The sequence below is a fragment of the Candidatus Caccoplasma merdavium genome (assembly GCA_018715595.1).
Lineage (GTDB): Bacteria > Bacteroidota > Bacteroidia > Bacteroidales > UBA11471 > Caccoplasma > Caccoplasma merdavium.
The window spans coordinates 100,491-127,477 of the sequence record DVLI01000010.1 but is presented as its reverse complement, the minus strand read 5'-3'; the positions used below and the strand labels follow the sequence as shown (position 1 = coordinate 127,477).

Genomic DNA, 26,987 nt, shown 5'->3' with positions numbered 1-26,987 from the left:
CATGAAAACTTCGGCAGCACCTCTTGCTGCGACATTTAGTTTTTATATATTTGCAAGACATTCAAACACTGACTACTATGAAAAGATGGATTCTTCTCACCCTTACCCTTCTCGCGCTGGCACCCGTCATACAGGCCGCAGAGAAAAATAAAGGCGACCTGAGCAACCTGGTCGTGTTCCTGCGTTTCGCCAACGAAGGCGACACCCTCTTCGAGAAACCGCTCTCGCACTACGAAGCCCTCTTCAACGACTCGACAGCAGGAGCCAACTCGGTCTACAACTACTTCAAGGAGGCCTCCTACAACCAGCTCTACTGGCGCAGCCTCTTCTACCCGGCAGCCGATGCCGAGGGGCACATCGTCTCCTACCAGGCACAGAATTCCCGCGGCTACTATGAGAAACAGTCGAGCATCAACCCCGACGGATATGTCGACGACGCACTCGGGGCCAACAAATTACTGAGAGAGCAGAAACTCGTCAAGGAACTCTCCGACTACCTCGACACCATCATTCCCGCCGACGCCCTTATCGATGCCGACGGCAACGGCGTGGTCGACAACCTCTGCATCATCGTGAGCGACCGCTCGGCCATCGGCAGCAGCCACCTGCTGTGGCCACACCGGTCGCAGCTCTACACCCAGGAAGGCTCGATACAGGGAAAGAAGGTGAGCGAGTATATCATGCTCTTCGACGAAGCCAACGGTTACGGCTCGATGGTAACTCCGCTCGAAATCAACACCGGAGTGCTGTGCCACGAGATGTCGCACACGCTCGGCACCTATGACCTCTACCACGGCAGCGCACGCACCGACCTCAACCCCATCGGGGTGTGGGACCTCATGTCGGACAACCTCTCCGTACCGCAAAACATGAGTGCCTATACCAAATATAAATACTGCAAATGGCTCGATGAGATACCTGAAATATCGCAACCCGGCACCTACACGCTGAACCCGCTCAACACGGCCAGCCGCGAAAACATCGCCTACAAGATATGCCCCACGGGGTCGGACCAGTACTTCGTCGTGGAATACCGCAAGAAAGAGGGCTTCGACGCCGGACTGCCCGAGTCGGGATTGCTCGTCTACCGCGTTGACCCCCGCTACACGGGCAACAACGCCTACGACGGCAGCTCCAAATATGACGAGCTCTACCTCTTCCGTCCCGGCGGCACGACGACCAGCGACGGCAACATCGACAAAGCCGCGTTCAGCGCCGAGAGCGGCCGCACGGCGTTCGGCGGCGATGCCGAGGAGAAGCCCTTCTACACCAACGGCGAAACGGCCCGTTTTGCCATCGGCAACGTATCGACCTGCGGCGAGACCCTCTCGTTCGACCTGCTGCCCGTCGCCTCACGCATCTACCTGCCCAGCGACACCGTCGTCGTGGCCGGGAACAGCGGCAGCAGCACCGCCATCACCGTAGAGGCCGATACCTCATGGCAAATCGCCACGCTACCCGACTGGCTCGACATATCGCCGCTGCAAGGCCATACGGGCAAGACCACGCTGGTCATCACCACCCGGTCGAAAAACGAAACGACAGCCGCCCGTTATGCCGACATCACGCTGAACGCCATCGACGAAGCCGGCGTCTCGGCCACACTCACCGTAGCACAGGCTTCGGGAGAGATACTGGCTCCTTCGGGACTGACCGCGACAATGACCGGCGGGAACGTCACGCTCGCATGGTCGGCTCCGGTATCGGGCGAGACCGTTCTGAGCGAAGACTTTGAAAATGCCGCTTCGGTGGCCAACTGGACGATACGCCACGACTCACAGAATCCCAAACAATGGATACATGCCACAGCCGACAAAAACACCGAAGTCGCCGACGGCTCGTATGCCATGAAACTCGAATCGGACTGGGACTACATGCACCAGGACGAGTGGCTCATCTCGCCCACTTTCGCCCAAGGAGCACGGCTCACCTTCCACTCCAAGTCGATAGCCCCGCAAAAGAACAACGCCCACAACTTCTACCATGTGCTGGTAAGTTCCGACAATGGGGAATCGTGGGAGATTCTCTATGACCTGAAAACGCAAAGTACGGCCATAAACGTCTACGAAGAAATCTCGCTCGACCTCACGCCCTACCTCTCCGACGCGATGCGCATCGCCTTCCGCGGTTACGACGACAACGACCAAGGGCTTTCCTATTGGTGGATTGTCGACGGCATAACGGTATATCCATCGGCCCAATCGTCAACCATCACGGGCTATAACATCTATCGCAACGGCGAGAAAATAGCCACCGTCACCGAATGCTCTTATACCGACACCGAAGCCCCTGCGGGGGAAAACCGTTACCAGGTATCGGCCTCTACGGTCTACGGCGAAACGTCCCTCTCTGAGGCCGTCACCGTGGGCAGCAGTGCACTGCGCGAGACGGTGACCGAAGCCAAAGCCTATTATGACCCGCAAGGCAAATGTCTTGTCGTACCGGCCGGCAGCCGTGTAATCCTTGTCGGTGTCGACGGGCGCCACACGGCTCTCGATGCGGCATCGGGACATCTTGCGCTCGACGGTTATCCCGACGGATTCTACATTGCCCGCATCTCATGGGGCGATGACACCACGGTCGTAAAATTCATAAAATAACCCCGTTTCCCCTTTGCGGGCGGCCGAAACACCGCCCGCAAAGGAGCACAAAAAAGCGAAGCCGCCGCAAAAAATTTGCGGCGGCTTCGCTTTGTGTGCGGATGATAGGACTCGAACCTACACGACTTTCGTCACCAGATCCTAAGTCTGGCGTGGCTACCAATTACACCACATCCGCAGGAACAGACTTCACAAAGGTACGCGAAGTTTATGAAATAGGCAATAAAAAGCCGAAAATTCGTTGGAAGGCAGGCATCATGCGCCTTACTCGCGGAAGTAGACCCGTTTCACCCGCGAAGAGACCGAAGTAAGTATCTCATAGGGAATTGTACCCAGCCAGCCGGCCAACTCCTCCACCGGAAGTTGTTCGCCGAAGATTTCGACACGGTCACCCTCCTTGCAGGCAACATCGGTGACATCTATCAGTGTCACGTCCATGCAGATATTGCCCACGATAGGCGCCCGCTTCCCGTTGACGACGACACACCCGTGCCCGTTGCCGAGATGGCGGTCGAAACCGTCGGCATAACCGATGGGAATGGCCGCGATGCGGGAGGGACGGGCAAGCACGCCACGCCGGCTGTATCCGACGGTCTCGCCCGCGGCCAAATCGCGAATCTGCAAGATGGTCGTTTTCAGGGTGCTCACCGTCTTCAATCCCCGATTGTCGCCATAGGGCGAAACGCCATAAAGACCGATGCCGAGACGAACGGCGTCGAACTGGAAATCGGTAAACCGCGTGATACCCGCCGTGTTGAGGATATGGCGCATCACCTTGTGCGTCGAGGCAGCCTGCACGGCATCGGCACAACGGGTGAAGAGCTCGATTTGGTGGCGGGTGTAATCATCGAAACAAGCCTCATCGCTCCCGGCGAAATGGGAGAACACCGACCGGGCCAGCAGGTTGTCCTGCGAACGGAGCCGCCCGGCCAATGCCGGCAGGTCTTTCTCCTCGAAGCCGAGACGGTGCATGCCCGAGTCGATTTTGATGTGCACCGGGTAATGCAGGATTCCCTGACGGCGCGCCTCGATGAGCAGGGCATCGAAGAGCTTGAAACTATACACTTCGGGTTCGAGGTCATAGCGGAACAGGGTGTGGAAACTCGACATTTCGGGATTCATCACCATAATGGGCATCGTGATGCCCTGCTTGCGCAACTCGGCACCCTCATCGGCCACGGCCACGGCCAGGTAGTCGCACCCCTGGTCCTGCAAGGTCTTGGCCAGTTCATACGAGCCGGCGCCGTAACCGAACGCCTTCACCATGCAAATCATGCGGGTCGAAGGTCGGAGTTTTTCCTTATAGAAGTTATAATTGTGGACAATCGCATCGAGGTTGACTTCGAGTATGGTCTCGTGCTGCTTCAATTCAAGAGCTTCGCATATCGACTCGAAATGGAACTGCCGGGCGCCCTTTATCAATATCAACTCGCGGGAGAAACGGTCGGCACGTCCCGACTGCAAAAACTCGTCGGTCGTGGCATAAAACTCTTTCTCGACATCGAAGAGCGCGGCATGTGCCATGATTTCGTATCCAATGCCCACAAGGCGTTGCACGCCCTTGTGGCGGAGCAGCGAAGCGACCCGGCCGTAAAGCTCATCGGACGGAACGCCCGATTGCAGAATGTCAGAGAGTATGAGGGTGCGCCGCATCGACTGTGCCGCCGAACGACGCGATTGGAAGTCGAGAGCGATGCCCAACGAATTGATGTCGGAGTTGTAGCTGTCGTTGATGAGCAGGCAGTTGTTGATGCCCTCTTTCACCTCCATGCGCATGGCTATGGGTTCGAGACGGCTCATGCGACGGGCAATCACCTCGGGGTCGGTACCGAGATAGAGCATGACCGCCAGGCAGTGTACGGCATCTTGTATGGCACCATCTTCGACAAAAGGTATGGTGAAGTCGCTCTTGGCTCTCAGGTAAATATACTCGATGCGCGTGGAGAGTTCCTTTTTCTCGATTTTGGAGATATAAAGCGGGGAGTCGATGTCGACATGAGACCAGGCAATTTCACGCGTGCCGAGGCACATCTTGTTGAACGACTCCGTCACCACGGGATTGTCGCCATCGTAGATGATGGCTTCGGCACGGCGAAAGAGCGACAGTTTCTCCTCGCATTTTTCCTGCAACGAAGAGAACCCTTCCTGATGCGCTTCTCCCACGTTGGTGAGAATCCCCACCGTAGGCTGCACGATGGGTTCGAGCTTTTCCATCTCGCCGCACTTCGAGATACCCACCTCGATGATAGCCAGTTGGGCCTGCTCGTTGATTTCCCACACCGAGAGCGGCACTCCTATCTGCGAGTTGTAGCTCCGTGGCGAACGCACCATGGCATAGTCGTCGCACAGCAGCTGGTAGAGCCACTCTTTCACCACCGTCTTGCCGTTACTGCCTGCAATGCCTATGACAGGAATCCTGAAACGCCGCCGATGGGCGGCAGCCAAGGTCTGCAAGGCTTGCAACGTATCGGAGACGAGCAGGAAGTTGGCCTCGGGCATCGACTCTTCGTCGTCGGGACGATGGCTGATGACAAAATTCCTGACGCCCTTGCGGTAAAGGTCGCCAATGTAACGATGACCGTCGTTGCGGTCGGTAACCAAGGCAAAGAAGAGGGTCTCTTCGGGGAAAGTGAGCGAGCGGCTGTCGGTGAGCAGCGCCGAAACGGTGCAGGCTTTTCGAAGGGTAAAATCGGCTCGAACGATTTTAGCGATTTCGGTTATATCATATTTCATCGGTCTCTAATGTTGCGAGCAGTTGCCGCGCGGCAGACAGCTCTTCGGAGACTTCAAAGAAAGCATATTTTTCGCGGAAATTTTCGAGTTTAAGAATATTTTGCACGACAAATTGCCGATAGGTTTCCCTATCGGGAGTCAACGGCCGATGCCGCAATGCGGCCAACAAGCGAGCCCATTCCCGATTGAGGGTGCGCGTTGATTCGTCGAAATAGGCATCGGAAAACCTTTCCCACACATAATCAATGGCTTGTGCCGACGGGTGCACCATATCGGTATCGTAAAAACGGTAATCGCGTAACTCGTCGAGCACGATTTCGTAGGCGGGGAAATAGGTGCAACGCGAAGGAAATTTCCGGCAAAGTTCGTCGGTAAAAAGCATAAGGGCGGCCTTGCTCAACTGGTTCCCGTGGGCGCCGTCCTTGAAGTGACGCACGGGACTCACGGTGCACAATATCTCGACACGGGGATTAAGGGCAAAAAGCGTTTCGAGCAAGGGAAACCAACGGTCGCACATCTCGCCGACCCCCAGTTGCCGGCGTTCAAAACGGGAGGCCGGCAGTTTATGGCAGTTGGCCACCACGGCATCGGTTCCCGCCAGGGTATAGACCCAGGAGGTGCCCCAGGTGAATATGAGGCGGTCGGCCGTCCGGAGAAGGTCGGCTGCGGGGAGAAAACGGCGATTGATCTGTTGCAGGCAAAGGTCCCTATCGGTGTGCGAGAATACCGAATGGTGGGCAAAGCTGTGCCACAGGTTACCTTCGCGAAAAAGTTCGTCGGCGCCATAGGGCTTGCCCCCGATAAGGCGTTCTATCGACGAAGCGATGGAGAATGGATTGTACTGTATGCCGAAAGGATTGACATCGACCGGGAAATGATACTCATGCAGTCGCTCGCCCATATATTCGGCAAAACAGGAGCCGAACAACATCATGCGATGATGATGCGTCACGGCTCCTGGTTGAGGGAGTATCGCCACCGGGGTATTCCATTCCATAGGCCCGGGACTTTTTTACTGACGGACAATCTCCATCAGCTTGATGTCGAAAATCAATGTCGAATAAGGTTTTATGGAGCCTTGCGACTTTGCCCCGTATCCGAGGTTCTGGGGTATCACGACACGGCAGGAATCGCCTTCATGCATATGCTCCATGACGACGGTCCAACCGGGAATCAACGAAGATATTTTGGCGGTCATGGGGTCATCGGGGCTCACATGCGACTCATCAAACACGGTACCATCGATGAGCCACCCCTTGTAGCATACCTTGACAAAACTCGTGGAATAGGGCGAAACGGTTCCCGTGCCCCGCTTGTAGTAGTGCATCAGGACACAACTCGACGGATCCCAGTTGGGCGCTATGACTTGATACACCCGGTTCCCCTCCTCGTCGGTTTCGAGCTTGGCCGCCTCGAAATAGGCCACATTTTCGTTGTTCCATTCGAGATACTGGGTGACCGTGTCTTCGACATCGTCTTTGCAGGAAATCAAGGTCAAGAGGCAACACGAGAGCAGAGAGAGAAAAAGGGTTCTTGTCTTTTCCATGAGTGAATACCGTAGAGTTCTTTAAAAATTAACGACAGGGGCAACTTCGGCGCCTTGGGCGGCCTCAAACTGGGCTTTCTTCTCAAAGCCGAACATCGACGCGATAATCGAGGCCGGGAAACGGCGTATCATCACGTTGTAGCTCTTCACCGCCTCGGTGTAGCGGGTGCGGGCCACGGCAATGCGGTTTTCGGTGCCTTCGAGCTGAGCCTGCAATTCAAGGAAGTTTTGGTTGGCTTTCAAGTCGGGATAATTCTCGGCGACAGCCAGCAAGCGCGACAATGCACTCGACAGTTCGCCTTGGGCAGCCTGGAATGCTTCAAGGTTTTCGGGCGTGAGATTATCGGCCGAGAGGGTCACTTGCGTGGCTTTGGCACGGGCCGACACCACAGCATCGAGTGTCGACTGCTCATGGGCGGCGTAGCCTTTCACCGTCGACACCAGGTTGGGAATCAGGTCACTGCGTCTTTGATACTGGGCTTCGACCTTGGCCCACTCGCCACTGATGGTCTCTTCTCCGGCCACCATGCTGTTGTAGGTGCCGACACCCATGACAACAACGATAATCACAATGAGCAGGATAACGCCTGCCACGATATATCCTTTTTTCATACGTTTTTCTTTTAAAATCAATCGTTTACAATTTTACGCAACAGGGACTTCATCGACACCTGGTCGCCGATGATCTGTGCCAACTCACTGATGGGCACGCGCTTCTGCTCCATGGTGTCGCGGAAACGTATCGTCACGCAGTTGTCGGTGAGCGTGTCGTGGTCGACCGTTACGCAGAAAGGCGTTCCGATGGCGTCCTGACGGCGGTAGCGTTTGCCGATGGAGTCTTTCTCGTCGTACTGGCATTTGAAGTCGAAACGCAACATATCCATAATCTCGCGGGCTTTCTCGGGCAGACCGTCTTTCTTCACCAGCGGCAAGATGGCCAGTTTGACAGGAGCCAAGGCTGCCGGCAGACGCAATACCACGCGGGTCTCGCCGTCGGGCAGCTGCTCTTCGCAATACGAGCCGGCCATCACGCTCAGGAACATGCGGTCGACGCCGATAGAGGTCTCGATGACATAAGGGACATACGACTCGTTGAGTTCGGGGTCGAAATATTGCAATTTCTTGCCGGAGTATTTTTCGTGGTTCGACAAGTCGAAGTTGGTACGCGAGTGAATGCCTTCCACCTCCTTGAATCCGAACGGCATCTCAAACTCGATGTCGGTAGCGGCATTGGCGTAGTGAGCCAATTTATCGTGGTCGTGGTAGCGGTATTTCTCATCACCGAGACCGAGGGCCTTGTGCCATTTGAGACGGGTCTCTTTCCACTTGGCAAACCATTTGAGTTCTTCACCGGGACGCACGAAGAACTGCATCTCCATCTGTTCAAACTCACGCATGCGGAAGATGAACTGGCGTGCCACGATTTCGTTGCGGAAGGCTTTTCCTATCTGGGCGATACCGAAAGGTATGCGCATGCGTCCGGTCTTCTGCACGTTGAGGTAGTTGACAAAGATGCCCTGTGCCGTCTCGGGACGGAGGTAGATTTTCATCGTACCGTCGGCCGTGGAGCCCATCTCTGTCGAGAACATGAGGTTGAACTGGCGCACGTCGGTCCAGTTGCGGGTACCGCTCAGCGGGCACACGATTTCATAATCGAGAATGATTTGCCGCAACTCGTTCAGGTCGTTGTCGTTCATGGCCTTGGCATAGCGGGCGTGCAACTCCTCGCGTTTGGCGATGTGCTCCTGCACGCGGGGGTTGGTTTGACGGAAGAGGGCTTCATCGAAGCTGTCGCCGAAACGTTTGGCGGCTTTCTCCACCTCTTTCTCTATTTTCTCGTCCATCTTGGCGATCAAGTCCTCGATAAGCACATCGGCACGATAGCGTTTCTTGGAGTCCTTGTTGTCGATCAAGGGGTCGTTGAAGGCATCGACGTGTCCCGAAGCCTTCCAGATGGTCGGGTGCATGAAAATAGCCGAGTCGATGCCCACGATGTTTTCGTGCAACAGCACCATGCTGTCCCACCAATATTTCTTGATATTATTTTTCAGCTCCACGCCCATCTGTCCGTAATCATACACGGCACTCAGGCCGTCATATATTTCGCTCGACGGGAAAACAAATCCATATTCTTTACAATGCGAAATCAGTTTTTTAAAAACATCTTCTTGTTGTGCCATAATTCTTTTTGTATTTTGAATCGAATCAGGGCTTCTCGCCCCACTAATAATGTGCAAAGTAAATGATTTTTTCCGATTTAATTTGTATTTTTGCAGGAGGTTCTTACTTTCAGCCTATAAAAATCTTTAAAGCAAGAGCCTCATTTCAAGAATTTACCGACCTATCCTATTGCACTGCCCCATGAGCGACGAAGAAAAAGAGACCCGTTTTGACAACGGCCCGGAGCAAGAATCCGGCAATACCGAGAGCCATTCTTCCTATAAATTGCCCGACGGCAACAAGGCCGACATCAAGTTTCAACTCTCGGGCATGTATCAAGACTGGTTTCTCGACTATGCCTCCTACGTCATTCTGCAACGTGCCGTTCCCCACATCGAAGACGGATTGAAACCCGTGCAGCGCCGCATACTGCATGTCATGAAGCGCATGGAAGACGGACGCAACAACAAAGTGGCCAGCATCGTGGGAGAGACCATGAAATTCCACCCGCACGGCGACGCCTCCATCTATGAGACCCTCGTGAAGCTGGGACAGAAGGAACTGCTCATCGACTGCCAGGGAAACTGGGGCAACATACTCACCGGAGCGGGTGCCGCCGCCGGCCGATACATCGAGGCACGCCTCACCAAGTTTGCCCTCGAAACGCTATACAGCCCCAAAATCACCGAATGGCGTCCCTCTTATGACGGCCGCAACAAAGAACCCATCACGCTGCCCACCAAATTCCCGCTCCTGCTGGCTCAGGGCGTGGAAGGCATCGCCGTGGGACTGTCGGTCAAAATCCTGCCGCACAACTTCAACGAGCTGCTCGACGCCTCCATCGCCTACCTGCAAGGGGAGCCGTTCTCGCTCTATCCCGACTTCCAGACCGGCGGATTCATCGACGTCTCCCGCTACAACGACGGCGAACGGGGCGGCACGGTAAAGGTACGGGCCAAAATCGAGAAACGCGACCAGCGCACACTGGCCATCACCGAAATACCCTACGGAAAAACGACACCCGTCATCATCGACTCGATACTGAAAGCCAACGACAAGGGCAAAATAAAAATACGGAAAATCGACGACATCACCGCCGCCCAGGCCGAGATACTCGTGCACCTGCAAGCAGGCACCTCATCGGACAAAGCCATCGATGCCCTCTACGCCTTCACCGACTGCGAGGTAAGCATCTCGCCCAACTGCTGCGTAATATGCGACAACAAGCCGCTCTTCCTCTCGGTGAGCGAAGTGTTGCGCCGCAACACCGACCGCACCAAAGACCTGCTGCAAGCCGAGCTGCGCATACAGCGCGACGAGCTGTGCGAGTCGCTGCACTTCCTCTCGCTCGAAAAAATCTTCATCGAAGAGCGCATCTACAAAGACAAAGCCTTCGAGGAGAGCGCCACCATGGACGATGCCATAGCCTACATCGACCGACGGCTCGACCCGTTCAAAAAAGATTTCCTGCGCGAAATCACCCGTGACGACATACTCCGCCTCATGGAGATAAAGATGGCCCGCATCTTGAAATTCAACGCCGACAAAACCGACCGGCAGATTGCCGCCATCAAGGCCGACATCGAAGAGATAGACAACAACCTCGCCCACATGACCGACTTCACGATACGCTGGTTCCGCCACCTGAAAGAGAAATACGGAGCCGCCTACCCCCGCCGCACGACAATACGCAGTTTCGACGCCATCGAAGCAGCCAAGGTCGTCGAGGCCAACGAGAAACTCTACATCAACCGCGACGAGGGGTTCATCGGCACCGGGTTGAAGCGCGACGAGTTTGTCTGCAACTGCTCCGACATCGACGACATCATCATCTTCTACAAGGACGGCAAATACAAGGTCGTAAAAGTCAGCGAGAAGATGTTCGTCGGCAAAAACATTCTCTACCTCAACGTGTTCAAACGCAACGACAACCGCACCATCTACAACGTCATCTACCGGAACGGCAAAGACGGGCTCCACTTCATGAAACGGTTTGCCGTGACCGGTATCACCCGCGACAAGGAATACGACCTCACCCAAGGCACACCGGGGTCGAAAGTGGTATGGTTCAGCGCCAACCCCAACGGTGAGGCCGAGATATTGAAAATCGTCTTCAAGCCAAAGCCCCGCTTGAAGACCCCCTATATCGAAAAAGATTTCAGCAGCATCGCCATCAAGGGGCGCCAATCGATGGGCAACATCGTCACCCACAACGAGATACACCGCATCTCGCTGAAAGAGCGCGGCGGCTCGACCCTCGGCGGGCGGCAGGTATGGTTCGACCACGACGTGCTGCGCCTCAACTACGACGGCCGTGGCGAATACCTCGGCGAGTTCCACAATGGCGACCAAGTACTCGTCATTCTCAAAAACGGAAACTTCTACACCACCTCATTCGATGCCGGGAACCACTACGACCCCGACATCTTGCGCATCGAGAAATTCATGCCGCAACGCACCTGGACGGTAGCGCTCTTCGATGCCGAGCAGGGATACCCCTACCTCAAACGCTTCCAGTTTGAGAGTTCGCCCAAGAAACAAAGTTTCCTGGGCGAGAACCCCGAATCCCGTCTTCTTGTTCTCTCTCCGGAACCCTTTGCCCGCATCGAGGTGAAATTCGGTGAAGGCGATGCCTTCCGCGAACCGCTCGTCATCGAGGCGGCCGACTTCATCGGCGTGAAAAGTTTCAGAGCCAAAGGCAAACGCATAACGACCTACACCGTCGAAAGCATCGCCGAGCTCGAACCCCTGCGCCACGAAGAACCCGCAGAGGAACAGCCGCAGGAAGAGATGCCGCCCCACTCGACCGAGCCGAACGAGAACGGACAAAGTTCCCTGTTCTAACCCCCACAAGCCCAGCACCCATGACACGGTTGTCGCAACGCTCGTTCCCAAGGAAAATGCTCCTTGTGCTGCTCCTGTTACTGAATGCAGGAGCCTCCCGCTTATGCGCCCAGGAAGATCTCACGGCAACACCGGCGGCAAGCCATCGTCCCGCTTTTGCATCGACGGCTCTGCTCGTGGGGCGGGCACACCTTCACGACAGCTACCTCTCCATCAACAATTACAGCGGTTACGAACTGGGGCTTATGCACGAACGGCTGCGCGCGCTCCCGTTCGGTAACGGCAAGTGGGTCATGCGGCATCGCATCGACGCCTCCGCCGCCAACGCATACAGCCCCTCACAGAGCGGACATCTCATCTCGGCCATGCTCGATTACAGTTACGGGCAACTCTATACCCGGCGCTTCGACTGCGGCCTGACTTGGCGCACTGGCGGCGAAATCGAATTGTCGGGCGGAGCCCTCTACAACCCGCAAAATTCGAACAATCCCGCCGCAGCCAAAGTCAATCTTTCGCTGGGCTTGGCCGAGATGCTCACCTACACGTTGCACCTCGGCCGCATACCCGTCACCCTGCGGTACCAACTCTCCCTCCCGGTCATGAGCCTGTTTTTCTCCCCGGGCTTTGGCGAAAGCTATTACGAGATTTTTTACCTGGGGAATCATTCGGGCATCGTGAAATTCGGAGCCTGGCATAACCGGTTCGACATGAACAACCTCCTTACCATCGAAATCCCCATAGGCCGTGCAGCCCTGCGCATCGGCTACGACAACCGCATACGCACCAGCCGGGCCAACCATCTCGACTATTTCCACTATTCCAACGCGTTTGTCATCGGCGTAGCCACTCCCATCAACCGCACGCCTTCGACATCGGGACGTTCCACAATACAAGCATACTACTGAGACGATGAAAAAGAGACTTGACACATGGAACAAAATCGTGCTGGCAATAGGGCTCGCCTTCACAAGCCTCACGGCCTGCTCACCAAAGGAAGAGTTCAGCCAGACGCCATACGGCAACTTCGACGCGCTTTGGTCCATTCTCGACGAGCGTTACTGCTTCTTCGCCTATAAGAACATCGATTGGGACGAGATATACACCACCTACCGCGCCCGCCTCGACGACAAGATGAGCGACAAAGAACTCTTCGGCGTTCTGGCGGAGATGCTCGACGAACTGCAAGACGGGCATGTCAACCTCTCCTCCGCCTTTGACGTGGCTCGTTATTGGGACTGGTTTGAGAACTACCCGTCAAACTTCGACCGGGACCTCGTCATGGAGAACTACCTGCACCAGCCCGACTACCAGATTGCATCGAGCCTCTATTACCGCATGCTCGACGGCTGCAACATAGGATATATCTACTACGAGAGTTTCTCCGACCCCATAGGCGACGGCAACCTCGACGAAGTATTGCTCGCCTTCTCGTCGTGCGACGGCCTTATCATCGACGTGCGGGACAATGGAGGGGGGCAATTATCGACCGTGCAGAAATTGGCCGCCCGATTCACCACAAGCGACTTTACAAGCGGTTACATACAACACAAGACCGGCCCCGGGCACAATGATTTTTCGGGCCTCTACCCCATCACCCAGGAGAGTGCCGATGCCACCCGCATGCACTTCGCCAAGCCGGTTGCCATCTTGACCAACCGCAAGTGTTACAGTGCCACCAACGATTTTGTGTCGGTCATGGGCAACCTGCCGCAAGTGTGCATCATTGGCGACCGCACGGGAGGAGGCAGCGGCCTGCCCTTCTCATCGGAGTTGCCCAACGGCTGGGTCGTCCGGTTCTCGGCCTCGCCCATCTACAACACCCAAAAGGAGCACACCGAGTTCGGCATCGAACCCGACATTCACGCACAACTGACAGCCGAAGACACCGAGAAAGGCATCGACACCATCATCGAAAGAGCCAAGACGTGGATTCTCACCCGACAATAACAGCAACAAAATTTTTCGTCCCCCCCAAGAGCAGCCCGGCGACACGCCTCTCCCCGCAGGGCAATAACTCACCGGGGAGCAGCCAGGATACTCACGGACAATGCCTCTCACGGCCACGAAACGGCTTCTACACAGGTGGTGCTCCCGGGAGCAGACAGCATAAAAAAACGAGTATCGGGAAATCCCGATACTCGTTTTCCTATTGAATTGCAAAATATATTTACTTCTCGGCGGGAGCCTCAGCAGCAGGTGCTTCGGCAGCAGGAGCCTCAACGGCGGGTGCTTCGACAGCGGGAGCAGCCTCGGCAGCAGGAGCGGCAGCACCCTTCTTCGAACGGCGGGTACGGCTTTTCTTGGCAGCCTTTTCTTTCAACATATTTTCGTTATAGTCGACAAGCTCGATAAAGCAGGTCTTGGCATTATCGCCCAAGCGGTTTCCGGTTTTGAGGATACGGGTATAACCTCCGGGACGGTCAGCCACCTTCTCGGCGATGTTTTTGAAAAGCTCCGTAACGGCTTCTTTGCTTTGGAGGTAGCTAAATACGACACGGCGCGAAGCGGTGGTGTCTTCTTTAGAACGGTTGATCAGAGGCTCAACATACACTCTCAACGCTTTGGCTTTGGCCAAAGTGGTGAAGATTCTTTTGTGGAGAATCAGCGAAGTCGCCATATTGGAGAGCATAGCATCTCTGTGAGATTTGGTGCGTCCTAAGTGGTTGATTTTTTTATTGTGTCTCATCGTTATTACTCTTTATCTAATTTATACTTCGAGATATCCATTCCGAAAGAAAGGTTGAGGCTTGCCAGCAATTCGTCGAGCTCGGTGAGCGATTTGCGACCGAAGTTGCGGAATTTGAGCAAGTCGGTTTTGTTGAATACAACCAGTTCTCCGAGGGTTTCTACATCGGCCGATTTGAGGCAGTTCAATGCGCGAACCGAAAGGTCCATATCGACGAGTTTGGTTTTGAGCAATTGACGCATGTGCAATACCTCTTCGTCAAATTCTTCATTCCCGTCGACATCGGTTGTTTCGAGCGTGATTTTCTCGTCGGAGAACAACATGAAGTGGTGAATCAAGATTTTGGCTGCTTCTTTCAAAGCATCTTTCGGGTGGATCGATCCGTCGGTGGTAATTTCGAGAATCAGTTTTTCGTAGTCGGTTTTCTGCTCTACACGGAAGTTGTCCTGAATGTATTTCACATTGCGGATAGGCGTAAAAATCGAATCGATGGCAATCACATCGACAGGGTCGCCGGGGTTGCGGTTCTCGTCGGCGGGAACATAACCGCGACCCTTGTTGATGTTGAGCTCGATTTGGAAGTTTGCGCTCTCGTCCATGTTACAAATCACCAAGTCGGGATTCAGCACTTCAAATCCGGTAAGGTGTTTACCTATATCTCCGGCTTTGAACACATCGGTTCCCGATACCGAAATCGACACTTTCTCGGTCTCGATTTCTTCCACGATTTGTTTGAATCTCACCTTTTTGAGGTTGAGAATAATGTTGGTTACATCCTCGATAACACCGGGTATGGTAGAAAACTCGTGCTCTACGCCGCTGATGCGAATCGATGTAATGGCAAAGCCTTCAAGGGAGTTGAGGAGGATACGGCGCAGGGCGTTACCGATGGTAACGGCATAGCCGGGCTCCAAGGGACGGAATTCGAACTTGCCGAAAAACGCGTCGGCCTCGAGCATGAGGACTTTATCGGGTTTCTGAAATGCTAATATCGACATGGACTAATTATTATTTAGAGTACAACTCAACGATCAACTGCTCTTTGATATTCTCGGGAATATCGGCACGTTCGGGCATATGCAGGAACTTGCCGCCTTTGAGGTTCTCGTCCCACTCTATCCAGGGATATTTGCTGTGGTTGAATCCCGAAAGGGTATCGCCGATGACTTCCAACGATTTCGATTTTTCGCGAACGGCTACGATTTGGCCGGGGCGAACCGAGTAAGAAGGAATGTTTACCACTTTGCCGTCGACCGTGATGTGACGGTGCGAAACCATCTGACGAGCAGCTGCACGCGTAGGAGCTATGCCCATGCGATACACAACGTTGTCGAGACGGGCTTCGAGAAGTTGCAACAGTACCACACCGGTGATACCTTTGGTGCGCGATGCTTTCTCGAAGAGGATACGGAATTGTCTTTCGAGTACGCCGTAAGTGTATTTGGCTTTTTGTTTCTCACGAAGTTGGATACCGTACTCCGAGGTTTTTCTTCTTTTGTTTACGCCATGCTGTCCCGGGGGATAGTTCTTCTTGGAAAGTACTTTATCGGGTCCGAAAATAGGCTCACCAAATTTACGGGCAATCTTTGTTTTAGGTCCGGTATATCTTGCCATTTTAGTAGATTTTTAAATTTTATATTGTTGTGAATCGCAATAGGTGCAGCCGCGATTGCAGAGAGGATTTGATTGCAATCTTATTCACCGCCTGTGACTCGACAAGGGTTAAGAGTGAATTATACTCTACGTCTTTTAGGAGGACGACATCCGTTATGAGGCAGCGGCGTAACGTCGATAATCTCGGTTACCTCGATACCGGCACCGTGCACAGTGCGGATTGCCGATTCACGACCGTTTCCGGGGCCTTTTACATAAGCCTTTACTTTTCTCAAGCCAAGGTCAAAGGCAACTTTTGCACAATCCTGAGCGGCCATCTGGGCGGCATAGGGAGTGTTTTTCTTCGATCCTCTGAAGCCCATCTTTCCGGCCGACGACCACGAAATGATTTGTCCTTCGGCATTGGCAAGGGCTACAATGATGTTGTTGAACGAAGAGTGTACGTGGAGTTGGCCCATGGCTTCAACCTTGACGTTTCTCTTCTTTGCTGCGACTGTCTTTTTTGCCATACTTAATTATTATTTAGTAGCTTTTTTCTTGTTAGCAACGGTTTTCTTCTTGCCTTTGCGCGTACGGGCGTTATTCTTGGTGCTTTGTCCACGCACGGGAAGGCCGTTACGATGGCGCACGCCACGGTAACAACCGATGTCCATAAGGCGTTTGATATTGAGTTGAACTTCGGAACGAAGGTCACCCTCTACTTTGTATTCTGCGCCGATGATTTCACGCACTTTGGCGGCTTGCTCATCATTCCAGTCTTTTACTTTGATGTCTTTGTCAATGCCGGCTTTGGCCAAAATGGTATTAGCCGCACTGCGACCTATACCGAAGATATAGGTCAAGGCGATTTCGCCGCGTTTGTTCTGGGGCAGGTCAACACCTACTATTCTTATTGCCATATAATCGTAGAATTAGTGTGCAAAAATAATAAAATTATCCTTGACGTTGTTTATACTTGGGATTTTTCTTGTTAATAACATACAAGCGGCCCTTTCTTCTTACGATTTTGCAGTCGGGCGTACGCTTCTTCAATGATGCTTTTACTTTCATATCGCGGTATTTTTTATTTATATCTGAATGAGATTCGTCCTTTGGTCAAGTCATAAGGCGACATTTCGACCTTGACTTTATCGCCGGGCAGGATTTTGATGTAATGCATTCTCATTTTTCCGGAAATATGGGCCGTGATTTCGTGTCCATTTTCCAACTCGACGCGAAACATTGCATTCGACAATGCTTCTACGATAACTCCGTCTTGCTCTATTGCAGCCTGTTTTGCCATATATAAGGTTACTTTGTTGTGGGTATTCCCAATACTTTTTCGACATAGCGGAACGTCGACAACACATCGGCACCGTTCTCGCGGATTGCTATCGTGTGCTCAAAGTGAGCCGAAGGTTTGCGATCTTTGGTCCGTGTCGTCCACCGATCTTTCTCGACAACGATATTGCGCGACCCCAAGTTGATCATCGGCTCTATGGCGATGACCATGCCGTTTTTGAGCAGCGGGCCACAGCCCCGGCGACCATAGTTGGGCACCTCGGGCTCTTCGTGGAGCTTTTTGCCGACGCCATGTCCGCAAAGCTCTCGCACGACCGAATATCCGCGATGCTCGCAGTAGGTCTGTATCGCATTGCTTATGTCGCCGACACGTTTTCCCTCGACAGCTTGTTCTATACCAATATAGAGCGACTCTTTGGTGGTTTTGAGCAAGCGCTTTACTTCGTAAGGCACCTCTCCCACTTCAAACGTATAGGCCGAATCGCCGTTGAACCCGTTCTTCACGACACCGCAATCTATCGATACGATGTCGCCCTCTTTCAACACATAGTCCGAGGGAATGCCGTGCACGATCTGTTCGTTGACCGAGACACAGAGGGTATTGGGGTATCCGGCATAACCGAGAAAGCCGGGAAGGGCTTGGTGGTCGCGGATAAACTCTTCGGCAATTCTGTCGAGTTGAAGCGTGGTAACTCCCGGTGCCACCCACTTGGCCAGTTCGCCAAGTGTTTGGCCTACCAGGAGATTACTCTCGCGCAATAATTCAATTTCTTCGTCGGTTTTAAGATAAATCATCGCTATGTTTTACCTTAGTATGCGGCAATCGAACCGGAACGTCCCTTGATGCGACCCGACTTCAACAGGCCATCGTAGTGGCGCATCAACAAGTGGCTTTCGATCTGTTGTAGGGTATCGAGCACAACACCTACCAAAATGAGCAGGGAGGTTCCGCCAAAGAACTGCGAGAACTCGGCACTGATACCGGCTATCTGTGCAAAAGCGGGCATGATGGCCACAATGGCGAGGAATATCGAACCAGGCAAGGTGATACGCGACATAATGGAGTCGATGTACGCAGCCGTTTTCTTACCGGGTTTCACACCGGGAATGAAGCCGTTGTTGCGCTTCATGTCCTCGGCCATCTGGTTGGGTTGCACCGTTACCGCCGTATAGAAGTAGGTAAAGAGGATTATCAATATGGCGAATACGAAGTTATACCAGAATCCGGTGTTGTTCATAAACGATTGCATGAAACGGCTGTTGGCATTGTCGGCCGAGAATCCAACCAATGCAATAGGAATAAACATGATGGCCTGGGCAAAGATGATAGGCATCACACCGGCAGTATTCACCTTCAAGGGAATATACTGGCGGGCACCTCCATATTGCTTGTTGCCAACGACACGTTTGGCATATTGCACGGGGATTTTACGGGTTCCTTGTACCAAAAGTATCGAAGCTGCTATCACGAGGAGCAGGAAGACGATTTCAGCGAGGAACATAACCAGTCCGCCCGACGTTGTTGCCGTACGCATGACGAACTCCTGAACGAGCGCCTGCGGCAGACGGGCGATGATACCGACCAAGATGATGAACGATATACCGTTGCCGATACCTCTGTCGGTGATACGCTCACCGAGCCACATGATAAACATACTGCCTGCGGTGAGGATTATCGTCGAGGTAATCGTAAACATAAAGTCGGTCGGGAAAGCGCCACCCATCTGCACACTGAGGTTGACCAAGTAGGTCGGGCCTTGAATGAGGAGGATAGCCACCGTCAGATAACGAGTGTACTGGTTGAGTTTGCGTCTTCCGCTTTCGCCTTCGCGTTGCAGTTTCTGGAAATAAGGCAAAGCCATACCGAGCAACTGGATTACGATAGAGGCCGTAATATAAGGCATGATACCCAACGCGAAAATAGAGGCATTGGAGAAGGCACCTCCCGAGAACATATCGAGCAACTGCATCAGACCGCCACTGGTCTGGGCACGCAGTTGGGTAAGGAACTGAGGATCAATGCCGGGCAATACCACATAGGTACCTGCACGGTAAACCAAGACCAGCAGAATCGTCGTAAGGATACGCTTTCTCAGATCCTCGATCTTCCAGATGTTTTTTATCGTTTCTATTGCTCTCATAGGCTATGTTAGAGTTTTACTACGGTACCACCGAGAGCCGTGATGGCGGCTTCGGCGCTCTTCGAGAAAGCGTGGGCTTCCACTTCGAGTTTTGCCGTAAGGGTTCCTTTTCCCAGAATTTTTACGAGTTGCTTGTTGGAGATGAATCCGGCTTCGATCAAAGCTTCGATACCGACCTTTTCGAGTTTCTTGCTCTCGGCCAAAGCCTGAATCGTATCGAGATTGATGGCTTTGTACTCTACGCGATTGATATTTTTGAATCCGAATTTAGGCAAGCGACGTTGCAAAGGCATCTGACCACCTTCGAAACCGATTTTTTTCTTGTAACCCGATCTCGATTTGGCACCTTTATGACCTCTGGTAGAGGTTCCACCCAGTCCCGAACCGGGACCACGACCGATTCTTTTTCTGGTCTTGGTCGAGCCTTCGGCGGGTTTTAAATTACTCAAGTTCATATCGTTGTTCTTTTTATTCGTTATGAAATTATTCTACTACCGTCACCAAGTGTCTTACTTTGGCAACCATCCCGAGTATTTGAGGAGTAGCTTGATGCTCTACTACTTGGCCGATTCTCTTCAAGCCCAGCGCATCGAGCGTTCTTTTTTGAACTGCGGGACATTTGATTCTGCTTTTTACCTGTTTGATTTTGATGGTTTCCATATCGTTGTCCTCCGTTCTTTATCCTTTGAATACTTTTTCGAGCGATACGCCACGGTTTTGAGCTACGGCATAAGCGTCGCGCAATTCACCCAGGGCAGCCATGGTGGCTTTTACCAGGTTGTGGGGGTTCGACGAGCCTTTCGATTTGGCCAGCACGTCGGTGATACCTACACTTTCGAGCACGGCACGCATAGCACCACCGGCTTTCACACCGGTACCGTGAGATGCGGGTTTGATATAAACCTGGGCACCGCCGAATTTGGCAACCTGGTCATGGGGAATCGTACCCTTGCGAACGGGAACCTTGATAAGGTTTTTCTTGGCAGCCTCAACACCTTTGGAGATAGCGGCGGTTACCTCACTGGCTTTGCCCAGTCCCCAACCTACGATGCCGTCTTCGTTTCCTACAACGACGATGGCCGAGAAGCTGAACGTGCGTCCACCTTTGGTAACTTTGGTTACACGATTGATTGCTACTAAGCGATCTTTCAATTCCAAGTCGTTTGTCGACTTTACTCTATTATCTTTTGCCATGTTGTTTAAAATTTAAGACCTCCGTTACGGGCAGCATCGGCAAGTTCTTTGATACGGCCATGGTAGAGGTATCCGTTACGGTCGAATACGACAGTTGAAATTCCAGCTTCTTGTGCTTTTTGGGCGATGAGTTGTCCCACCTTGGCGGCAATCTCCTTTTTGGGAGCTTTTTCCATACCGGCCGAAGAGGCGGCTGCCAGGGTTTTCCCGGCTGCGTCGTCGATCAACTGCACATAGATCTGTTTGTTGCTTCTGAACACGGTCATACGGGGGCATTGTGCCGTTCCCGAAATTTTACCGCGTATGCGGGTTTTGATTTTAAGTCTTCTTTCTATTTTCGTTATCATGATACTGGCGTTTTAACGGTTTTACTTAGCACCGGCCGATTTACCCGACTTACGACGTACCACTTCACCCACAAAGCGAATACCTTTTCCTTTGTAAGGTTCGGGTTTACGGAACGTACGGATTTTAGCGCAAATCTGGCCGAGAAGTTGTTTGTCGCACGATTCGAGAATAATCAAGGGGTTTTTGTTACGCTCCGATTTGGTCTCGACTTTTACCTCTTTGGGGAGACGCAGGTAGATTGCGTGCGAATAGCCGAGCGTAAGGTTCAATACCTGACCGTTGCTCTCGGCACGATAACCGACGCCCACCAGTTCCAGTTCTTTTCTGTAACCGGCAGATACGCCTACTACCATATTGTGAATCAACGCGCGATAGAGACCGTGCAGCGAACGATGTTCCTTGTCGTCGCTGGGGCGTACTACCGTGAGTTTTCCATCGGCTTGTTCCAAGGTGATGCCACCGGTGATTTCTTGCGAAAGTTCTCCTTTCGGGCCTTTTACCGTTACTTGGTTTCCGGCAACGGTTACGGAAACTCCGGCGGGTATATCAATGTGCAAATTTCCTATTCTTGACATAATACAGCCTCCTCCTTGGTTAGTAGATATAACATATTACTTCGCCACCAATCATTTGCTCGCGGGCTTCCTTGTCGGTCATCACACCTTTCGAGGTGGAGAGGATCGCAATACCCAGACCGTTCAGCACACGCGGCATGTCTTTGTAGCCGGTATATTGGCGCAAACCGGGGGTGGAGACTCTGATCAGCTTTTTAATAGCGTTCACTTTGTTCACGGGGTCATACTTCAAGGCGATTTTGATCGTTCCCTGAGGACCGTCTTCTACAAACTTGTAGTTCAAGATGTAGCCTTTGTCAAAAAGGATTTTTGTAATCTCTTTTTTCAAGTTTGAGGCAGGCACCTCTACCACTCTGTGCTGAGCTTTGATGGCGTTTCTCAATCTTGTGAGATAATCTGCAATGGGATCTGTCATTTTGTTTTTTGTTTAAATTGATCCGGTCTTCCGGACAATATTTAACACTCTGTTATTTTTCCTTCGTTTACCAGCTGGCTTTTTTTACGCCGGGGATAAGTCCTGCCGATGCCATTTCACGGAATTGGATACGCGAAATGCCGAATTGACGGATATATCCTTTGGGACGACCGGTAAGGCTGCAACGGTTGTGCAGGCGCACGGGCGAAGCGTTTTTGGGAAGTGATTGCAAAGCCTCATAATTGCCTTCGGCTTTGAGCTGAGCGCGTTTGGCGGCGTATTTGGCTACGAGCTTGGCGCGTTTCACTTCGCGGGCTTTCATCGATTCTTTTGCCATATCTTAGTTCTTTTTTGCGTTTTTGAAAGGAAGACCAAATTCCCGGAGGAGGGCATATCCTTCTTCGTCGGTCTGGGCCGAGGTCACAAAGGTAATATTCATTCCCAAAAGTTTGGTAATCGTGTCGATATTTATTTCGGGGAAAATGATTTGTTCCTGAATACCGAGGGTATAATTACCTCTTCCGTCGAACTTGCTTTCGATGCCTTTGAAGTCGCGGATACGGGGCAGAGCCACACGAATGAGACGTTCGAGGAACTCATACATTCTCTCACGACGCAGGGTGACCATCACACCGATGGGCATTTTCTTACGCAGCTTGAAGTTCGAAATATCTTTGCGGGAAAGGGTGGCAATGGCTTTTTGGCCGGTGATGGCGGTAAGCTCACTGATAGCGGTCTCGATAATCTTCTTATCGGCGACAGCCTGACCGAGTCCTTGGTTGATGACGATTTTTTTCAATACAGGAACCTGCATTACGGTCGTGTAATTGAACTCTTTCATCAATGCAGGAACGATTCTTTCTTTATAATCGTTTTTAAGGGTTGCGGTAGTTGTCATTACTTAATCTCCTCTCCTGATTTTTTAGAATAACGTACTTTCTTTCCTGCTTCGTTGAGACGATGACCGATGCGAGTGGGCTGGTTGCTCTTGGGATCGAGCAGGTTCAGATTCGAAACATGTACAGGGGCCTCCATCGTGATGATACCGCCCTGGGGATGTTTGGCATTGGGTTTGGTATGCTTCGACACCATATTGATACCTTCTACCACGGCACGCTGCTCTTTGACAAGAACGCGCAGCACGCGACCGGTTTTGCCTTTGTCTTCACCGGCATTTACATATACGGTATCACCCTTTTTAATGTGTAACTTACTCATTAATGTTCTTTTTTACTGTTTTAAAGTACTTCGGGGGCCAACGAAACGATTTTCATGTTGGTGGCACGCAATTCACGGGCTACCGGGCCGAAGATACGGCTACCTCTCATTTCACCGGCACCGTTCAACAACACACAGGCGTTGTCGTCGAAACGGATATAGGAACCGTCGGCACGACGAATCTCTTTGGTGGTGCGCACAACAACGGCTTTGGATACGGCACCTTTTTTCAGGTCGCTCGAAGGAATGACGCTTTTAACGGCAACTACGATGATGTCGCCTACCGACGCATAACGACGACCGGTACCGCCTAATACGCGGATACAAAGGGCTTCCTTGGCACCGCTATTGTCTGCGACTGTAAGTCGGGTTTCTTGCTGTATCATATTATTTTACTCTTTCGATGATTTCTACTAATCTCCATCTTTTCAGTTTGCTCAGCGGACGGGTTTCTCTCAGGCGGACGGTATCGCCGATGTTACACTCGTTTTTTTCGTCATGAGCATGGTACTTCTTCGTCTTGTTGACGAATTTACCATAGATAGGGTGTTTCTCTTTCCATTTCACAGCCACCGTGATGGTTTTGTCCATCTTGTTGCTGGTAACCACACCTATTCTTTCTTTTCTAAGGCTTTTTGTTTCCATGAGCACGAGTTCGATTATTTGTTATTGAGTTCTCTTTGGCGCACCTCGCCTTTCATACGCGCGATTGTCCTGCGAAGAGCTTTTATTTGCGCAGGATTATCCAAGGGAGTAATGCTGTGATTGATTTCCATGCGGTTCAAAGCAACAGACTCGGCCTCGATTCTCTCGAGCAATTCTTTGGTGCTCAGTTCTTTTATTTCTGCAGTTTTCATACTTTATCACGCATTTTGATTAGCATCATAGTCGTGTCTCACGACAAATTTGGTCGTCACGGGAAGTTTTTGGGCGGCCAGGCGAAGTGCTTCCTTGGCGATTTCGTAAGGTACACCTTCTACTTCGAGAATGATTCTTCCCGGGGTTACGGGGGCTACGAATCCTTCGGGAGAACCTTTACCTTTACCCATACGTACTTCGGCAGGTTTCTTGGTGATGGGTTTATCCGGGAATATTCTGATCCAGATTTGACCCTGACGTTGCATATAACGGGTAACGGCGATACGAGCTGCTTCGATCTGACGACCGGTTATCCATTTCGACTGCAAACTTTTTATACCAAAGGAACCGAAGGCCAATTGATTGCCTCGTCCTGCGAGACCTTTCATACGACCTTTTTGTTGTCTTCTGAATTTCGTCTTCTTCGGTTGTAACATTTTCTGTCAGTTCAATTCGTTAACGATTCGGTTTTGCTTTTTTGAAGCCTTTCTTTCCGCCGGCTTCACGATTACCGCGTGCCTCTTTGGGGCTTGCCGTAAATTGAGGAGCGAGGTCCTTTTTACCGTAGATTTCGCCACGGCAAATCCAAACCTTGATACCGATAAGACCTACTTTGGTGAGAGCCTCTACCAAAGCGTAGTCGATGTCGGCACGGAGGGTGTGCAACGGGGTACGGCCTTCTTTGTACATCTCCGAACGAGCCATTTCGGCGCCGTTGAGACGACCCGAAACCTGCACCTTGATGCCTTCGGCACCGGCGCGCATCGTCGAAGCGATCGCCGTCTTCACGGCACGACGGTAAGCCATTTTGCCTTCGATCTGGCGAGCGATGTTGGTGGCAACGATGGTGGCGTCTACTTCGGGACGTTTTACCTCGAAAATATTGATTTGCACATCTTTGTCGGTGATTTTCTTCAACTCTTCTTTGAGTTTGTCGACCTCTTGGCCACCTTTACCGATGATGAGTCCCGGACGGGCCGTACATACGGTGATGGTGATGAGTTTGAGGGTACGCTCAATCACGATACGCGATACGCTTGCTTTTGCAAGACGGGCATTGAGGTACTTACGGAGTTTGCTGTCTTCGAGCAGTCTTTCGCCGTATTTTCTTCCTCCATACCAATTGGAATCCCATCCACGGATAATTCCCAAGCGGTTACTTACTGGATTTACTTTCTGTCCCATCCGGCTTAATTTTGATTTTCGGGTTTATTACTACTTATGGTATCTACAAACAACGTAACGTGGTTGGAACGTTTACGTATTCTATATCCGCGTCCTTGGGGAGCGGGACGAAGGCGTTTGAGCATGGCTGCCGAGTTGACATAAATCTCGGAGATGTAAAGCTCACCGCTTTCGGCTTTGCGTTCGTTTTTCTGTTCCCAGTTGGCAATGGCCGAACGCAACAGTTTTTCCAGTCTGGCAGAAGCTTCCTTGTTTGAAAACTTCAATACGCCAAGCGCTTTGAATGCTTCCATTCCGCGTACCATATCGGCCACCAAACGCATTTTGCGGGGCGAGGTAGGCACGTTGTTGAGCTTGGCGAAGTATTTCGTTTTCAGGGCTTCTTTTCTTTTATCGGCTGATATTTTTTTTCTTGCACCCATTGTGTTTAATTCTTTTTTTATTTGAAATTCTCAAATTCCCGATAGCCCTTTTTATTTCTTCTTGTTGCCGGAGTGCCCACGGAAGATACGGGTGGGAGCGAATTCGCCCAGCTTGTGTCCTACCATGTTTTCGGTAACATATACGGGAATAAATTTATTACCATTGTGTACGGCGAAAGTGTGGCCTACGAAATCGGGAGAGATCATCGAGGCTCTCGACCATGTTTTGATGACGGATTTTTTGCCCGACTCGGTCATGGCCGAAACTTTCTTTTCCAGCTTCACACTGATATATGGGCCTTTTTTTAATGAACGACTCATAGTTGCTTAGTTAACGAGTTACTTTTTACGTCTTTCTATAATATACTTAGACGAGAGTTTCTTCGGTGCTCTTGTCTTGAGACCCTTAGCGTAGAGACCCTTGCGCGAACGGGGGTGACCACCTGATGCACGGCCTTCACCACCACCCATGGGGTGATCGACAGGGTTCATTACTACACCACGGTTGCGAGGACGACGTCCCAACCAGCGCGAACGTCCGGCTTTTCCGGAACTTTCGAGAGCGTGGTCGGAGTTTCCTACGACGCCGACAGTGGCTTTGCATGTGGCCAAAATCTTACGAGTCTCACCCGAGGGCAATTTGATGATGGCATAATTGCCTTCACGGGAAGTGAGCTGAGCGAATGCTCCGGCCGAACGCACGAGAGCGGCGCCTTGTCCGGGACGTAACTCGATATTATGCACTACGGTACCTACGGGAATGTTTTGCAGGGGGAGTGCGTTACCTACTTCGGGAGCGGCTTCTGCGCCCGACATGATGGTCATGCCTACTTCAAGCCCGTTGGGGGCGATGATGTACCGTTTTTCGCCATCGGCATAAAAGAGCAACGCGATGCGAGCCGAACGGTTCGGGTCGTACTCGATGGTCTTTACGACAGCGGGAACACCGTCTTTATTTCTCTTGAAGTCGATGAAACGGTATTTGCGTTTGTGGCCTCCGCCAATGTAACGCATCGTCAGGTGACCTTCGTTGTTGCGGCCACCCGATTTTCTGAATCCTACTACAAGAGACTTTTCTGGTGCCTTAGCAGTGATGTTATCAAATGCACCAATAATTTTGTGTCTCTGCCCCGGTGTTGTGGGCTTTAATTTTCTTACTGCCATTTC

Annotated in this window: 35 protein-coding genes and 1 tRNA gene; 4 read left to right on the top strand and 32 right to left on the bottom strand. The window is 52.1% G+C overall.

Going from position 1 to position 26,987, the window contains the following annotated elements; genetic code table 11:
• Window positions 1–77: 77 nt before the first annotated feature.
• Entirely contained in the window at window positions 78–2,600 is a 2,523-nt protein-coding gene (locus IAD09_03330; GenBank protein ID HIT81260.1) for a M6 family metalloprotease domain-containing protein, read from the top strand.
• A 96-nt stretch (window positions 2,601–2,696) separates the two neighbouring features.
• On the opposite strand, the gene IAD09_03325 is transcribed toward IAD09_03330, so the two are convergent.
• The 6 genes from IAD09_03325 to IAD09_03300 all read right to left on the bottom strand — a co-directional run bounded on the left by IAD09_03325 (window position 2,697) and on the right by IAD09_03300 (window position 9,059).
• Window positions 2,697–2,778, bottom strand: a tRNA-Leu gene (locus tag IAD09_03325).
• A gap of 86 nt (window positions 2,779–2,864) precedes the next feature.
• Complete coding sequence (locus tag IAD09_03320) at window positions 2,865–5,333, bottom strand: bifunctional UDP-N-acetylmuramoyl-tripeptide:D-alanyl-D-alanine ligase/alanine racemase (GenBank protein HIT81259.1); 2,469 nt, start codon at window positions 5,331–5,333, stop codon at window positions 2,865–2,867.
• Window positions 5,323–6,330: a GSCFA domain-containing protein gene (locus tag IAD09_03315; protein HIT81258.1), complete on the bottom strand. Its 1,008-nt coding sequence runs from the start codon at window positions 6,328–6,330 to the stop codon at window positions 5,323–5,325. Before IAD09_03315 ends, IAD09_03320 begins: the two co-directional genes overlap by 11 nt.
• Before the next feature lie 15 nt (window positions 6,331–6,345).
• Complete coding sequence (locus IAD09_03310; protein ID HIT81257.1) at window positions 6,346–6,879, bottom strand: FKBP-type peptidyl-prolyl cis-trans isomerase; 534 nt, start codon at window positions 6,877–6,879, stop codon at window positions 6,346–6,348.
• A gap of 21 nt (window positions 6,880–6,900) precedes the next feature.
• Window positions 6,901–7,491, bottom strand: a complete 591-nt coding sequence (locus IAD09_03305) for a LemA family protein (protein HIT81256.1) — start codon at window positions 7,489–7,491, stop codon at window positions 6,901–6,903.
• Between the two features lie 17 nt (window positions 7,492–7,508).
• Window positions 7,509–9,059 (bottom strand): glycine--tRNA ligase, encoded by a 1,551-nt coding sequence (locus IAD09_03300; GenBank protein ID HIT81255.1) that lies wholly within the window; start codon window positions 9,057–9,059, stop codon window positions 7,509–7,511.
• A 181-nt stretch (window positions 9,060–9,240) separates the two neighbouring features.
• On the opposite strand from IAD09_03300, the gene IAD09_03295 reads away from it, so the two are divergent.
• Genes IAD09_03295 through IAD09_03285 form a run of 3 tightly spaced genes read left to right on the top strand, consistent with a single transcriptional unit; the run spans window position 9,241 to window position 13,830 of the window.
• The gene (locus tag IAD09_03295; protein ID HIT81254.1) at window positions 9,241–11,883 is read left to right on the top strand and encodes a DNA gyrase/topoisomerase IV subunit A; all 2,643 of its coding nucleotides are present in this window, start codon (window positions 9,241–9,243) and stop codon (window positions 11,881–11,883) included.
• 20 nt (window positions 11,884–11,903) lie between these two features.
• The gene (locus tag IAD09_03290; GenBank protein ID HIT81253.1) at window positions 11,904–12,788 is read left to right on the top strand and encodes a DUF3316 domain-containing protein; all 885 of its coding nucleotides are present in this window, start codon (window positions 11,904–11,906) and stop codon (window positions 12,786–12,788) included.
• Window positions 12,789–12,792: 4 nt separating this feature from the next.
• A complete protein-coding gene (locus tag IAD09_03285) occupies window positions 12,793–13,830 on the top strand; it encodes a S41 family peptidase (protein HIT81252.1) in 1,038 nt (345 codons plus the stop codon).
• Window positions 13,831–14,050: 220 nt separating this feature from the next.
• On the opposite strand, the gene rplQ is transcribed toward IAD09_03285, so the two are convergent.
• The 26 genes from rplQ to rplB all read right to left on the bottom strand — a co-directional run bounded on the left by rplQ (window position 14,051) and on the right by rplB (window position 26,984).
• Entirely contained in the window at window positions 14,051–14,569 is a 519-nt protein-coding gene (gene rplQ, locus IAD09_03280; protein HIT81251.1) for a 50S ribosomal protein L17, read from the bottom strand.
• 5 nt (window positions 14,570–14,574) lie between these two features.
• Window positions 14,575–15,567, bottom strand: coding sequence for a DNA-directed RNA polymerase subunit alpha (locus IAD09_03275; protein HIT81250.1), 993 nt, complete (start codon window positions 15,565–15,567; stop codon window positions 14,575–14,577).
• 10 nt (window positions 15,568–15,577) lie between these two features.
• A complete protein-coding gene (gene rpsD, locus IAD09_03270; GenBank protein ID HIT81249.1) occupies window positions 15,578–16,183 on the bottom strand; it encodes a 30S ribosomal protein S4 in 606 nt (201 codons plus the stop codon).
• Between the two features lie 119 nt (window positions 16,184–16,302).
• The gene (gene rpsK / locus IAD09_03265) at window positions 16,303–16,692 is read right to left on the bottom strand and encodes a 30S ribosomal protein S11 (protein ID HIT81248.1); all 390 of its coding nucleotides are present in this window, start codon (window positions 16,690–16,692) and stop codon (window positions 16,303–16,305) included.
• Window positions 16,693–16,701: 9 nt separating this feature from the next.
• On the bottom strand, window positions 16,702–17,082 hold the full coding sequence (rpsM, locus tag IAD09_03260; GenBank protein ID HIT81247.1) for a 30S ribosomal protein S13: 381 nt from the start codon (window positions 17,080–17,082) through the stop codon (window positions 16,702–16,704).
• Between the two features lie 34 nt (window positions 17,083–17,116).
• Window positions 17,117–17,233: a 50S ribosomal protein L36 gene (gene rpmJ, locus IAD09_03255; GenBank protein ID HIT81246.1), complete on the bottom strand. Its 117-nt coding sequence runs from the start codon at window positions 17,231–17,233 to the stop codon at window positions 17,117–17,119.
• Window positions 17,234–17,246: 13 nt separating this feature from the next.
• Window positions 17,247–17,465: a translation initiation factor IF-1 gene (gene infA / locus IAD09_03250; GenBank protein ID HIT81245.1), complete on the bottom strand. Its 219-nt coding sequence runs from the start codon at window positions 17,463–17,465 to the stop codon at window positions 17,247–17,249.
• An 8-nt stretch (window positions 17,466–17,473) separates the two neighbouring features.
• Window positions 17,474–18,259 carry a type I methionyl aminopeptidase gene (gene map / locus IAD09_03245; GenBank protein HIT81244.1) on the bottom strand — a complete coding sequence of 262 codons (786 nt, stop codon included), beginning with the start codon at window positions 18,257–18,259 and terminating at the stop codon, window positions 17,474–17,476.
• Window positions 18,260–18,273: 14 nt separating this feature from the next.
• Window positions 18,274–19,605, bottom strand: a complete 1,332-nt coding sequence (secY, locus tag IAD09_03240) for a preprotein translocase subunit SecY (GenBank protein HIT81243.1) — start codon at window positions 19,603–19,605, stop codon at window positions 18,274–18,276.
• Between the two features lie 8 nt (window positions 19,606–19,613).
• Window positions 19,614–20,060 (bottom strand): 50S ribosomal protein L15, encoded by a 447-nt coding sequence (gene rplO, locus IAD09_03235; GenBank protein HIT81242.1) that lies wholly within the window; start codon window positions 20,058–20,060, stop codon window positions 19,614–19,616.
• A gap of 28 nt (window positions 20,061–20,088) precedes the next feature.
• Window positions 20,089–20,265 (bottom strand): 50S ribosomal protein L30, encoded by a 177-nt coding sequence (gene rpmD / locus IAD09_03230; GenBank protein HIT81241.1) that lies wholly within the window; start codon window positions 20,263–20,265, stop codon window positions 20,089–20,091.
• A gap of 18 nt (window positions 20,266–20,283) precedes the next feature.
• Complete coding sequence (gene rpsE / locus IAD09_03225; protein HIT81240.1) at window positions 20,284–20,799, bottom strand: 30S ribosomal protein S5; 516 nt, start codon at window positions 20,797–20,799, stop codon at window positions 20,284–20,286.
• A gap of 5 nt (window positions 20,800–20,804) precedes the next feature.
• On the bottom strand, window positions 20,805–21,146 hold the full coding sequence (locus tag IAD09_03220) for a 50S ribosomal protein L18 (GenBank protein HIT81239.1): 342 nt from the start codon (window positions 21,144–21,146) through the stop codon (window positions 20,805–20,807).
• A 21-nt stretch (window positions 21,147–21,167) separates the two neighbouring features.
• Window positions 21,168–21,722: a 50S ribosomal protein L6 gene (gene rplF, locus IAD09_03215; protein ID HIT81238.1), complete on the bottom strand. Its 555-nt coding sequence runs from the start codon at window positions 21,720–21,722 to the stop codon at window positions 21,168–21,170.
• Window positions 21,723–21,741: 19 nt separating this feature from the next.
• Complete coding sequence (gene rpsH, locus IAD09_03210; GenBank protein ID HIT81237.1) at window positions 21,742–22,137, bottom strand: 30S ribosomal protein S8; 396 nt, start codon at window positions 22,135–22,137, stop codon at window positions 21,742–21,744.
• Between the two features lie 67 nt (window positions 22,138–22,204).
• Window positions 22,205–22,474: a 30S ribosomal protein S14 gene (gene rpsN / locus IAD09_03205; protein ID HIT81236.1), complete on the bottom strand. Its 270-nt coding sequence runs from the start codon at window positions 22,472–22,474 to the stop codon at window positions 22,205–22,207.
• Window positions 22,475–22,477: 3 nt separating this feature from the next.
• The gene (rplE, locus tag IAD09_03200) at window positions 22,478–23,035 is read right to left on the bottom strand and encodes a 50S ribosomal protein L5 (GenBank protein ID HIT81235.1); all 558 of its coding nucleotides are present in this window, start codon (window positions 23,033–23,035) and stop codon (window positions 22,478–22,480) included.
• Window positions 23,035–23,355 carry a 50S ribosomal protein L24 gene (gene rplX, locus IAD09_03195; protein HIT81234.1) on the bottom strand — a complete coding sequence of 107 codons (321 nt, stop codon included), beginning with the start codon at window positions 23,353–23,355 and terminating at the stop codon, window positions 23,035–23,037. The genes rplE and rplX overlap by 1 nt, the downstream gene beginning before the upstream one ends.
• 20 nt (window positions 23,356–23,375) lie before the next feature.
• On the bottom strand, window positions 23,376–23,741 hold the full coding sequence (rplN, locus tag IAD09_03190) for a 50S ribosomal protein L14 (GenBank protein HIT81233.1): 366 nt from the start codon (window positions 23,739–23,741) through the stop codon (window positions 23,376–23,378).
• A 1-nt stretch (window position 23,742) separates the two neighbouring features.
• Window positions 23,743–24,000 carry a 30S ribosomal protein S17 gene (gene rpsQ / locus IAD09_03185; protein HIT81232.1) on the bottom strand — a complete coding sequence of 86 codons (258 nt, stop codon included), beginning with the start codon at window positions 23,998–24,000 and terminating at the stop codon, window positions 23,743–23,745.
• A gap of 14 nt (window positions 24,001–24,014) precedes the next feature.
• Window positions 24,015–24,212: a 50S ribosomal protein L29 gene (gene rpmC, locus IAD09_03180; protein HIT81231.1), complete on the bottom strand. Its 198-nt coding sequence runs from the start codon at window positions 24,210–24,212 to the stop codon at window positions 24,015–24,017.
• Window positions 24,213–24,218: 6 nt separating this feature from the next.
• A complete protein-coding gene (rplP, locus tag IAD09_03175) occupies window positions 24,219–24,650 on the bottom strand; it encodes a 50S ribosomal protein L16 (protein ID HIT81230.1) in 432 nt (143 codons plus the stop codon).
• Between the two features lie 19 nt (window positions 24,651–24,669).
• The gene (gene rpsC, locus IAD09_03170; protein HIT81229.1) at window positions 24,670–25,398 is read right to left on the bottom strand and encodes a 30S ribosomal protein S3; all 729 of its coding nucleotides are present in this window, start codon (window positions 25,396–25,398) and stop codon (window positions 24,670–24,672) included.
• Window positions 25,399–25,403: 5 nt separating this feature from the next.
• A complete protein-coding gene (gene rplV / locus IAD09_03165; protein ID HIT81228.1) occupies window positions 25,404–25,820 on the bottom strand; it encodes a 50S ribosomal protein L22 in 417 nt (138 codons plus the stop codon).
• 51 nt (window positions 25,821–25,871) lie between these two features.
• Window positions 25,872–26,141 carry a 30S ribosomal protein S19 gene (gene rpsS, locus IAD09_03160; GenBank protein ID HIT81227.1) on the bottom strand — a complete coding sequence of 90 codons (270 nt, stop codon included), beginning with the start codon at window positions 26,139–26,141 and terminating at the stop codon, window positions 25,872–25,874.
• A gap of 18 nt (window positions 26,142–26,159) precedes the next feature.
• A complete protein-coding gene (rplB, locus tag IAD09_03155; GenBank protein HIT81226.1) occupies window positions 26,160–26,984 on the bottom strand; it encodes a 50S ribosomal protein L2 in 825 nt (274 codons plus the stop codon).
• Window positions 26,985–26,987 lie beyond the last annotated feature (3 nt).

Bases quoted from the DNA above. Each gene is read 5' to 3' on its own strand.
- IAD09_03330 (HIT81260.1), top strand. From the start codon at position 78: ATGAAAAGATGGATTCTTCTCACCCTTACCCTTCTCGCGCTGGCACCC.
- IAD09_03320 (HIT81259.1), bottom strand. From the start codon at position 5,333: ATGAAATATGATATAACCGAAATCGCTAAAATCGTTCGAGCCGATTTT.
- IAD09_03315 (HIT81258.1), bottom strand. From the start codon at position 6,330: ATGGAATGGAATACCCCGGTGGCGATACTCCCTCAACCAGGAGCCGTG.
- IAD09_03310 (HIT81257.1), bottom strand. From the start codon at position 6,879: ATGGAAAAGACAAGAACCCTTTTTCTCTCTCTGCTCTCGTGTTGCCTC.
- IAD09_03305 (HIT81256.1), bottom strand. From the start codon at position 7,491: ATGAAAAAAGGATATATCGTGGCAGGCGTTATCCTGCTCATTGTGATT.
- IAD09_03300 (HIT81255.1), bottom strand. From the start codon at position 9,059: ATGGCACAACAAGAAGATGTTTTTAAAAAACTGATTTCGCATTGTAAA.
- IAD09_03295 (HIT81254.1), top strand. From the start codon at position 9,241: ATGAGCGACGAAGAAAAAGAGACCCGTTTTGACAACGGCCCGGAGCAA.
- IAD09_03290 (HIT81253.1), top strand. From the start codon at position 11,904: ATGACACGGTTGTCGCAACGCTCGTTCCCAAGGAAAATGCTCCTTGTG.
- IAD09_03285 (HIT81252.1), top strand. From the start codon at position 12,793: ATGAAAAAGAGACTTGACACATGGAACAAAATCGTGCTGGCAATAGGG.
- rplQ (HIT81251.1), bottom strand. From the start codon at position 14,569: ATGAGACACAATAAAAAAATCAACCACTTAGGACGCACCAAATCTCAC.
- IAD09_03275 (HIT81250.1), bottom strand. From the start codon at position 15,567: ATGTCGATATTAGCATTTCAGAAACCCGATAAAGTCCTCATGCTCGAG.
- rpsD (HIT81249.1), bottom strand. From the start codon at position 16,183: ATGGCAAGATATACCGGACCTAAAACAAAGATTGCCCGTAAATTTGGT.
- rpsK (HIT81248.1), bottom strand. From the start codon at position 16,692: ATGGCAAAAAAGACAGTCGCAGCAAAGAAGAGAAACGTCAAGGTTGAA.
- rpsM (HIT81247.1), bottom strand. From the start codon at position 17,082: ATGGCAATAAGAATAGTAGGTGTTGACCTGCCCCAGAACAAACGCGGC.
- rpmJ (HIT81246.1), bottom strand. From the start codon at position 17,233: ATGAAAGTAAAAGCATCATTGAAGAAGCGTACGCCCGACTGCAAAATC.
- infA (HIT81245.1), bottom strand. From the start codon at position 17,465: ATGGCAAAACAGGCTGCAATAGAGCAAGACGGAGTTATCGTAGAAGCA.
- map (HIT81244.1), bottom strand. From the start codon at position 18,259: ATGATTTATCTTAAAACCGACGAAGAAATTGAATTATTGCGCGAGAGT.
- secY (HIT81243.1), bottom strand. From the start codon at position 19,605: ATGAGAGCAATAGAAACGATAAAAAACATCTGGAAGATCGAGGATCTG.
- rplO (HIT81242.1), bottom strand. From the start codon at position 20,060: ATGAACTTGAGTAATTTAAAACCCGCCGAAGGCTCGACCAAGACCAGA.
- rpmD (HIT81241.1), bottom strand. From the start codon at position 20,265: ATGGAAACCATCAAAATCAAACAGGTAAAAAGCAGAATCAAATGTCCC.
- rpsE (HIT81240.1), bottom strand. From the start codon at position 20,799: ATGGCAAAAGATAATAGAGTAAAGTCGACAAACGACTTGGAATTGAAA.
- IAD09_03220 (HIT81239.1), bottom strand. From the start codon at position 21,146: ATGATAACGAAAATAGAAAGAAGACTTAAAATCAAAACCCGCATACGC.
- rplF (HIT81238.1), bottom strand. From the start codon at position 21,722: ATGTCAAGAATAGGAAATTTGCACATTGATATACCCGCCGGAGTTTCC.
- rpsH (HIT81237.1), bottom strand. From the start codon at position 22,137: ATGACAGATCCCATTGCAGATTATCTCACAAGATTGAGAAACGCCATC.
- rpsN (HIT81236.1), bottom strand. From the start codon at position 22,474: ATGGCAAAAGAATCGATGAAAGCCCGCGAAGTGAAACGCGCCAAGCTC.
- rplE (HIT81235.1), bottom strand. From the start codon at position 23,035: ATGACAACTACCGCAACCCTTAAAAACGATTATAAAGAAAGAATCGTT.
- rplX (HIT81234.1), bottom strand. From the start codon at position 23,355: ATGAGTAAGTTACACATTAAAAAGGGTGATACCGTATATGTAAATGCC.
- rplN (HIT81233.1), bottom strand. From the start codon at position 23,741: ATGATACAGCAAGAAACCCGACTTACAGTCGCAGACAATAGCGGTGCC.
- rpsQ (HIT81232.1), bottom strand. From the start codon at position 24,000: ATGGAAACAAAAAGCCTTAGAAAAGAAAGAATAGGTGTGGTTACCAGC.
- rpmC (HIT81231.1), bottom strand. From the start codon at position 24,212: ATGAAAACTGCAGAAATAAAAGAACTGAGCACCAAAGAATTGCTCGAG.
- rplP (HIT81230.1), bottom strand. From the start codon at position 24,650: ATGTTACAACCGAAGAAGACGAAATTCAGAAGACAACAAAAAGGTCGT.
- rpsC (HIT81229.1), bottom strand. From the start codon at position 25,398: ATGGGACAGAAAGTAAATCCAGTAAGTAACCGCTTGGGAATTATCCGT.
- rplV (HIT81228.1), bottom strand. From the start codon at position 25,820: ATGGGTGCAAGAAAAAAAATATCAGCCGATAAAAGAAAAGAAGCCCTG.
- rpsS (HIT81227.1), bottom strand. From the start codon at position 26,141: ATGAGTCGTTCATTAAAAAAAGGCCCATATATCAGTGTGAAGCTGGAA.
- rplB (HIT81226.1), bottom strand. From the start codon at position 26,984: ATGGCAGTAAGAAAATTAAAGCCCACAACACCGGGGCAGAGACACAAA.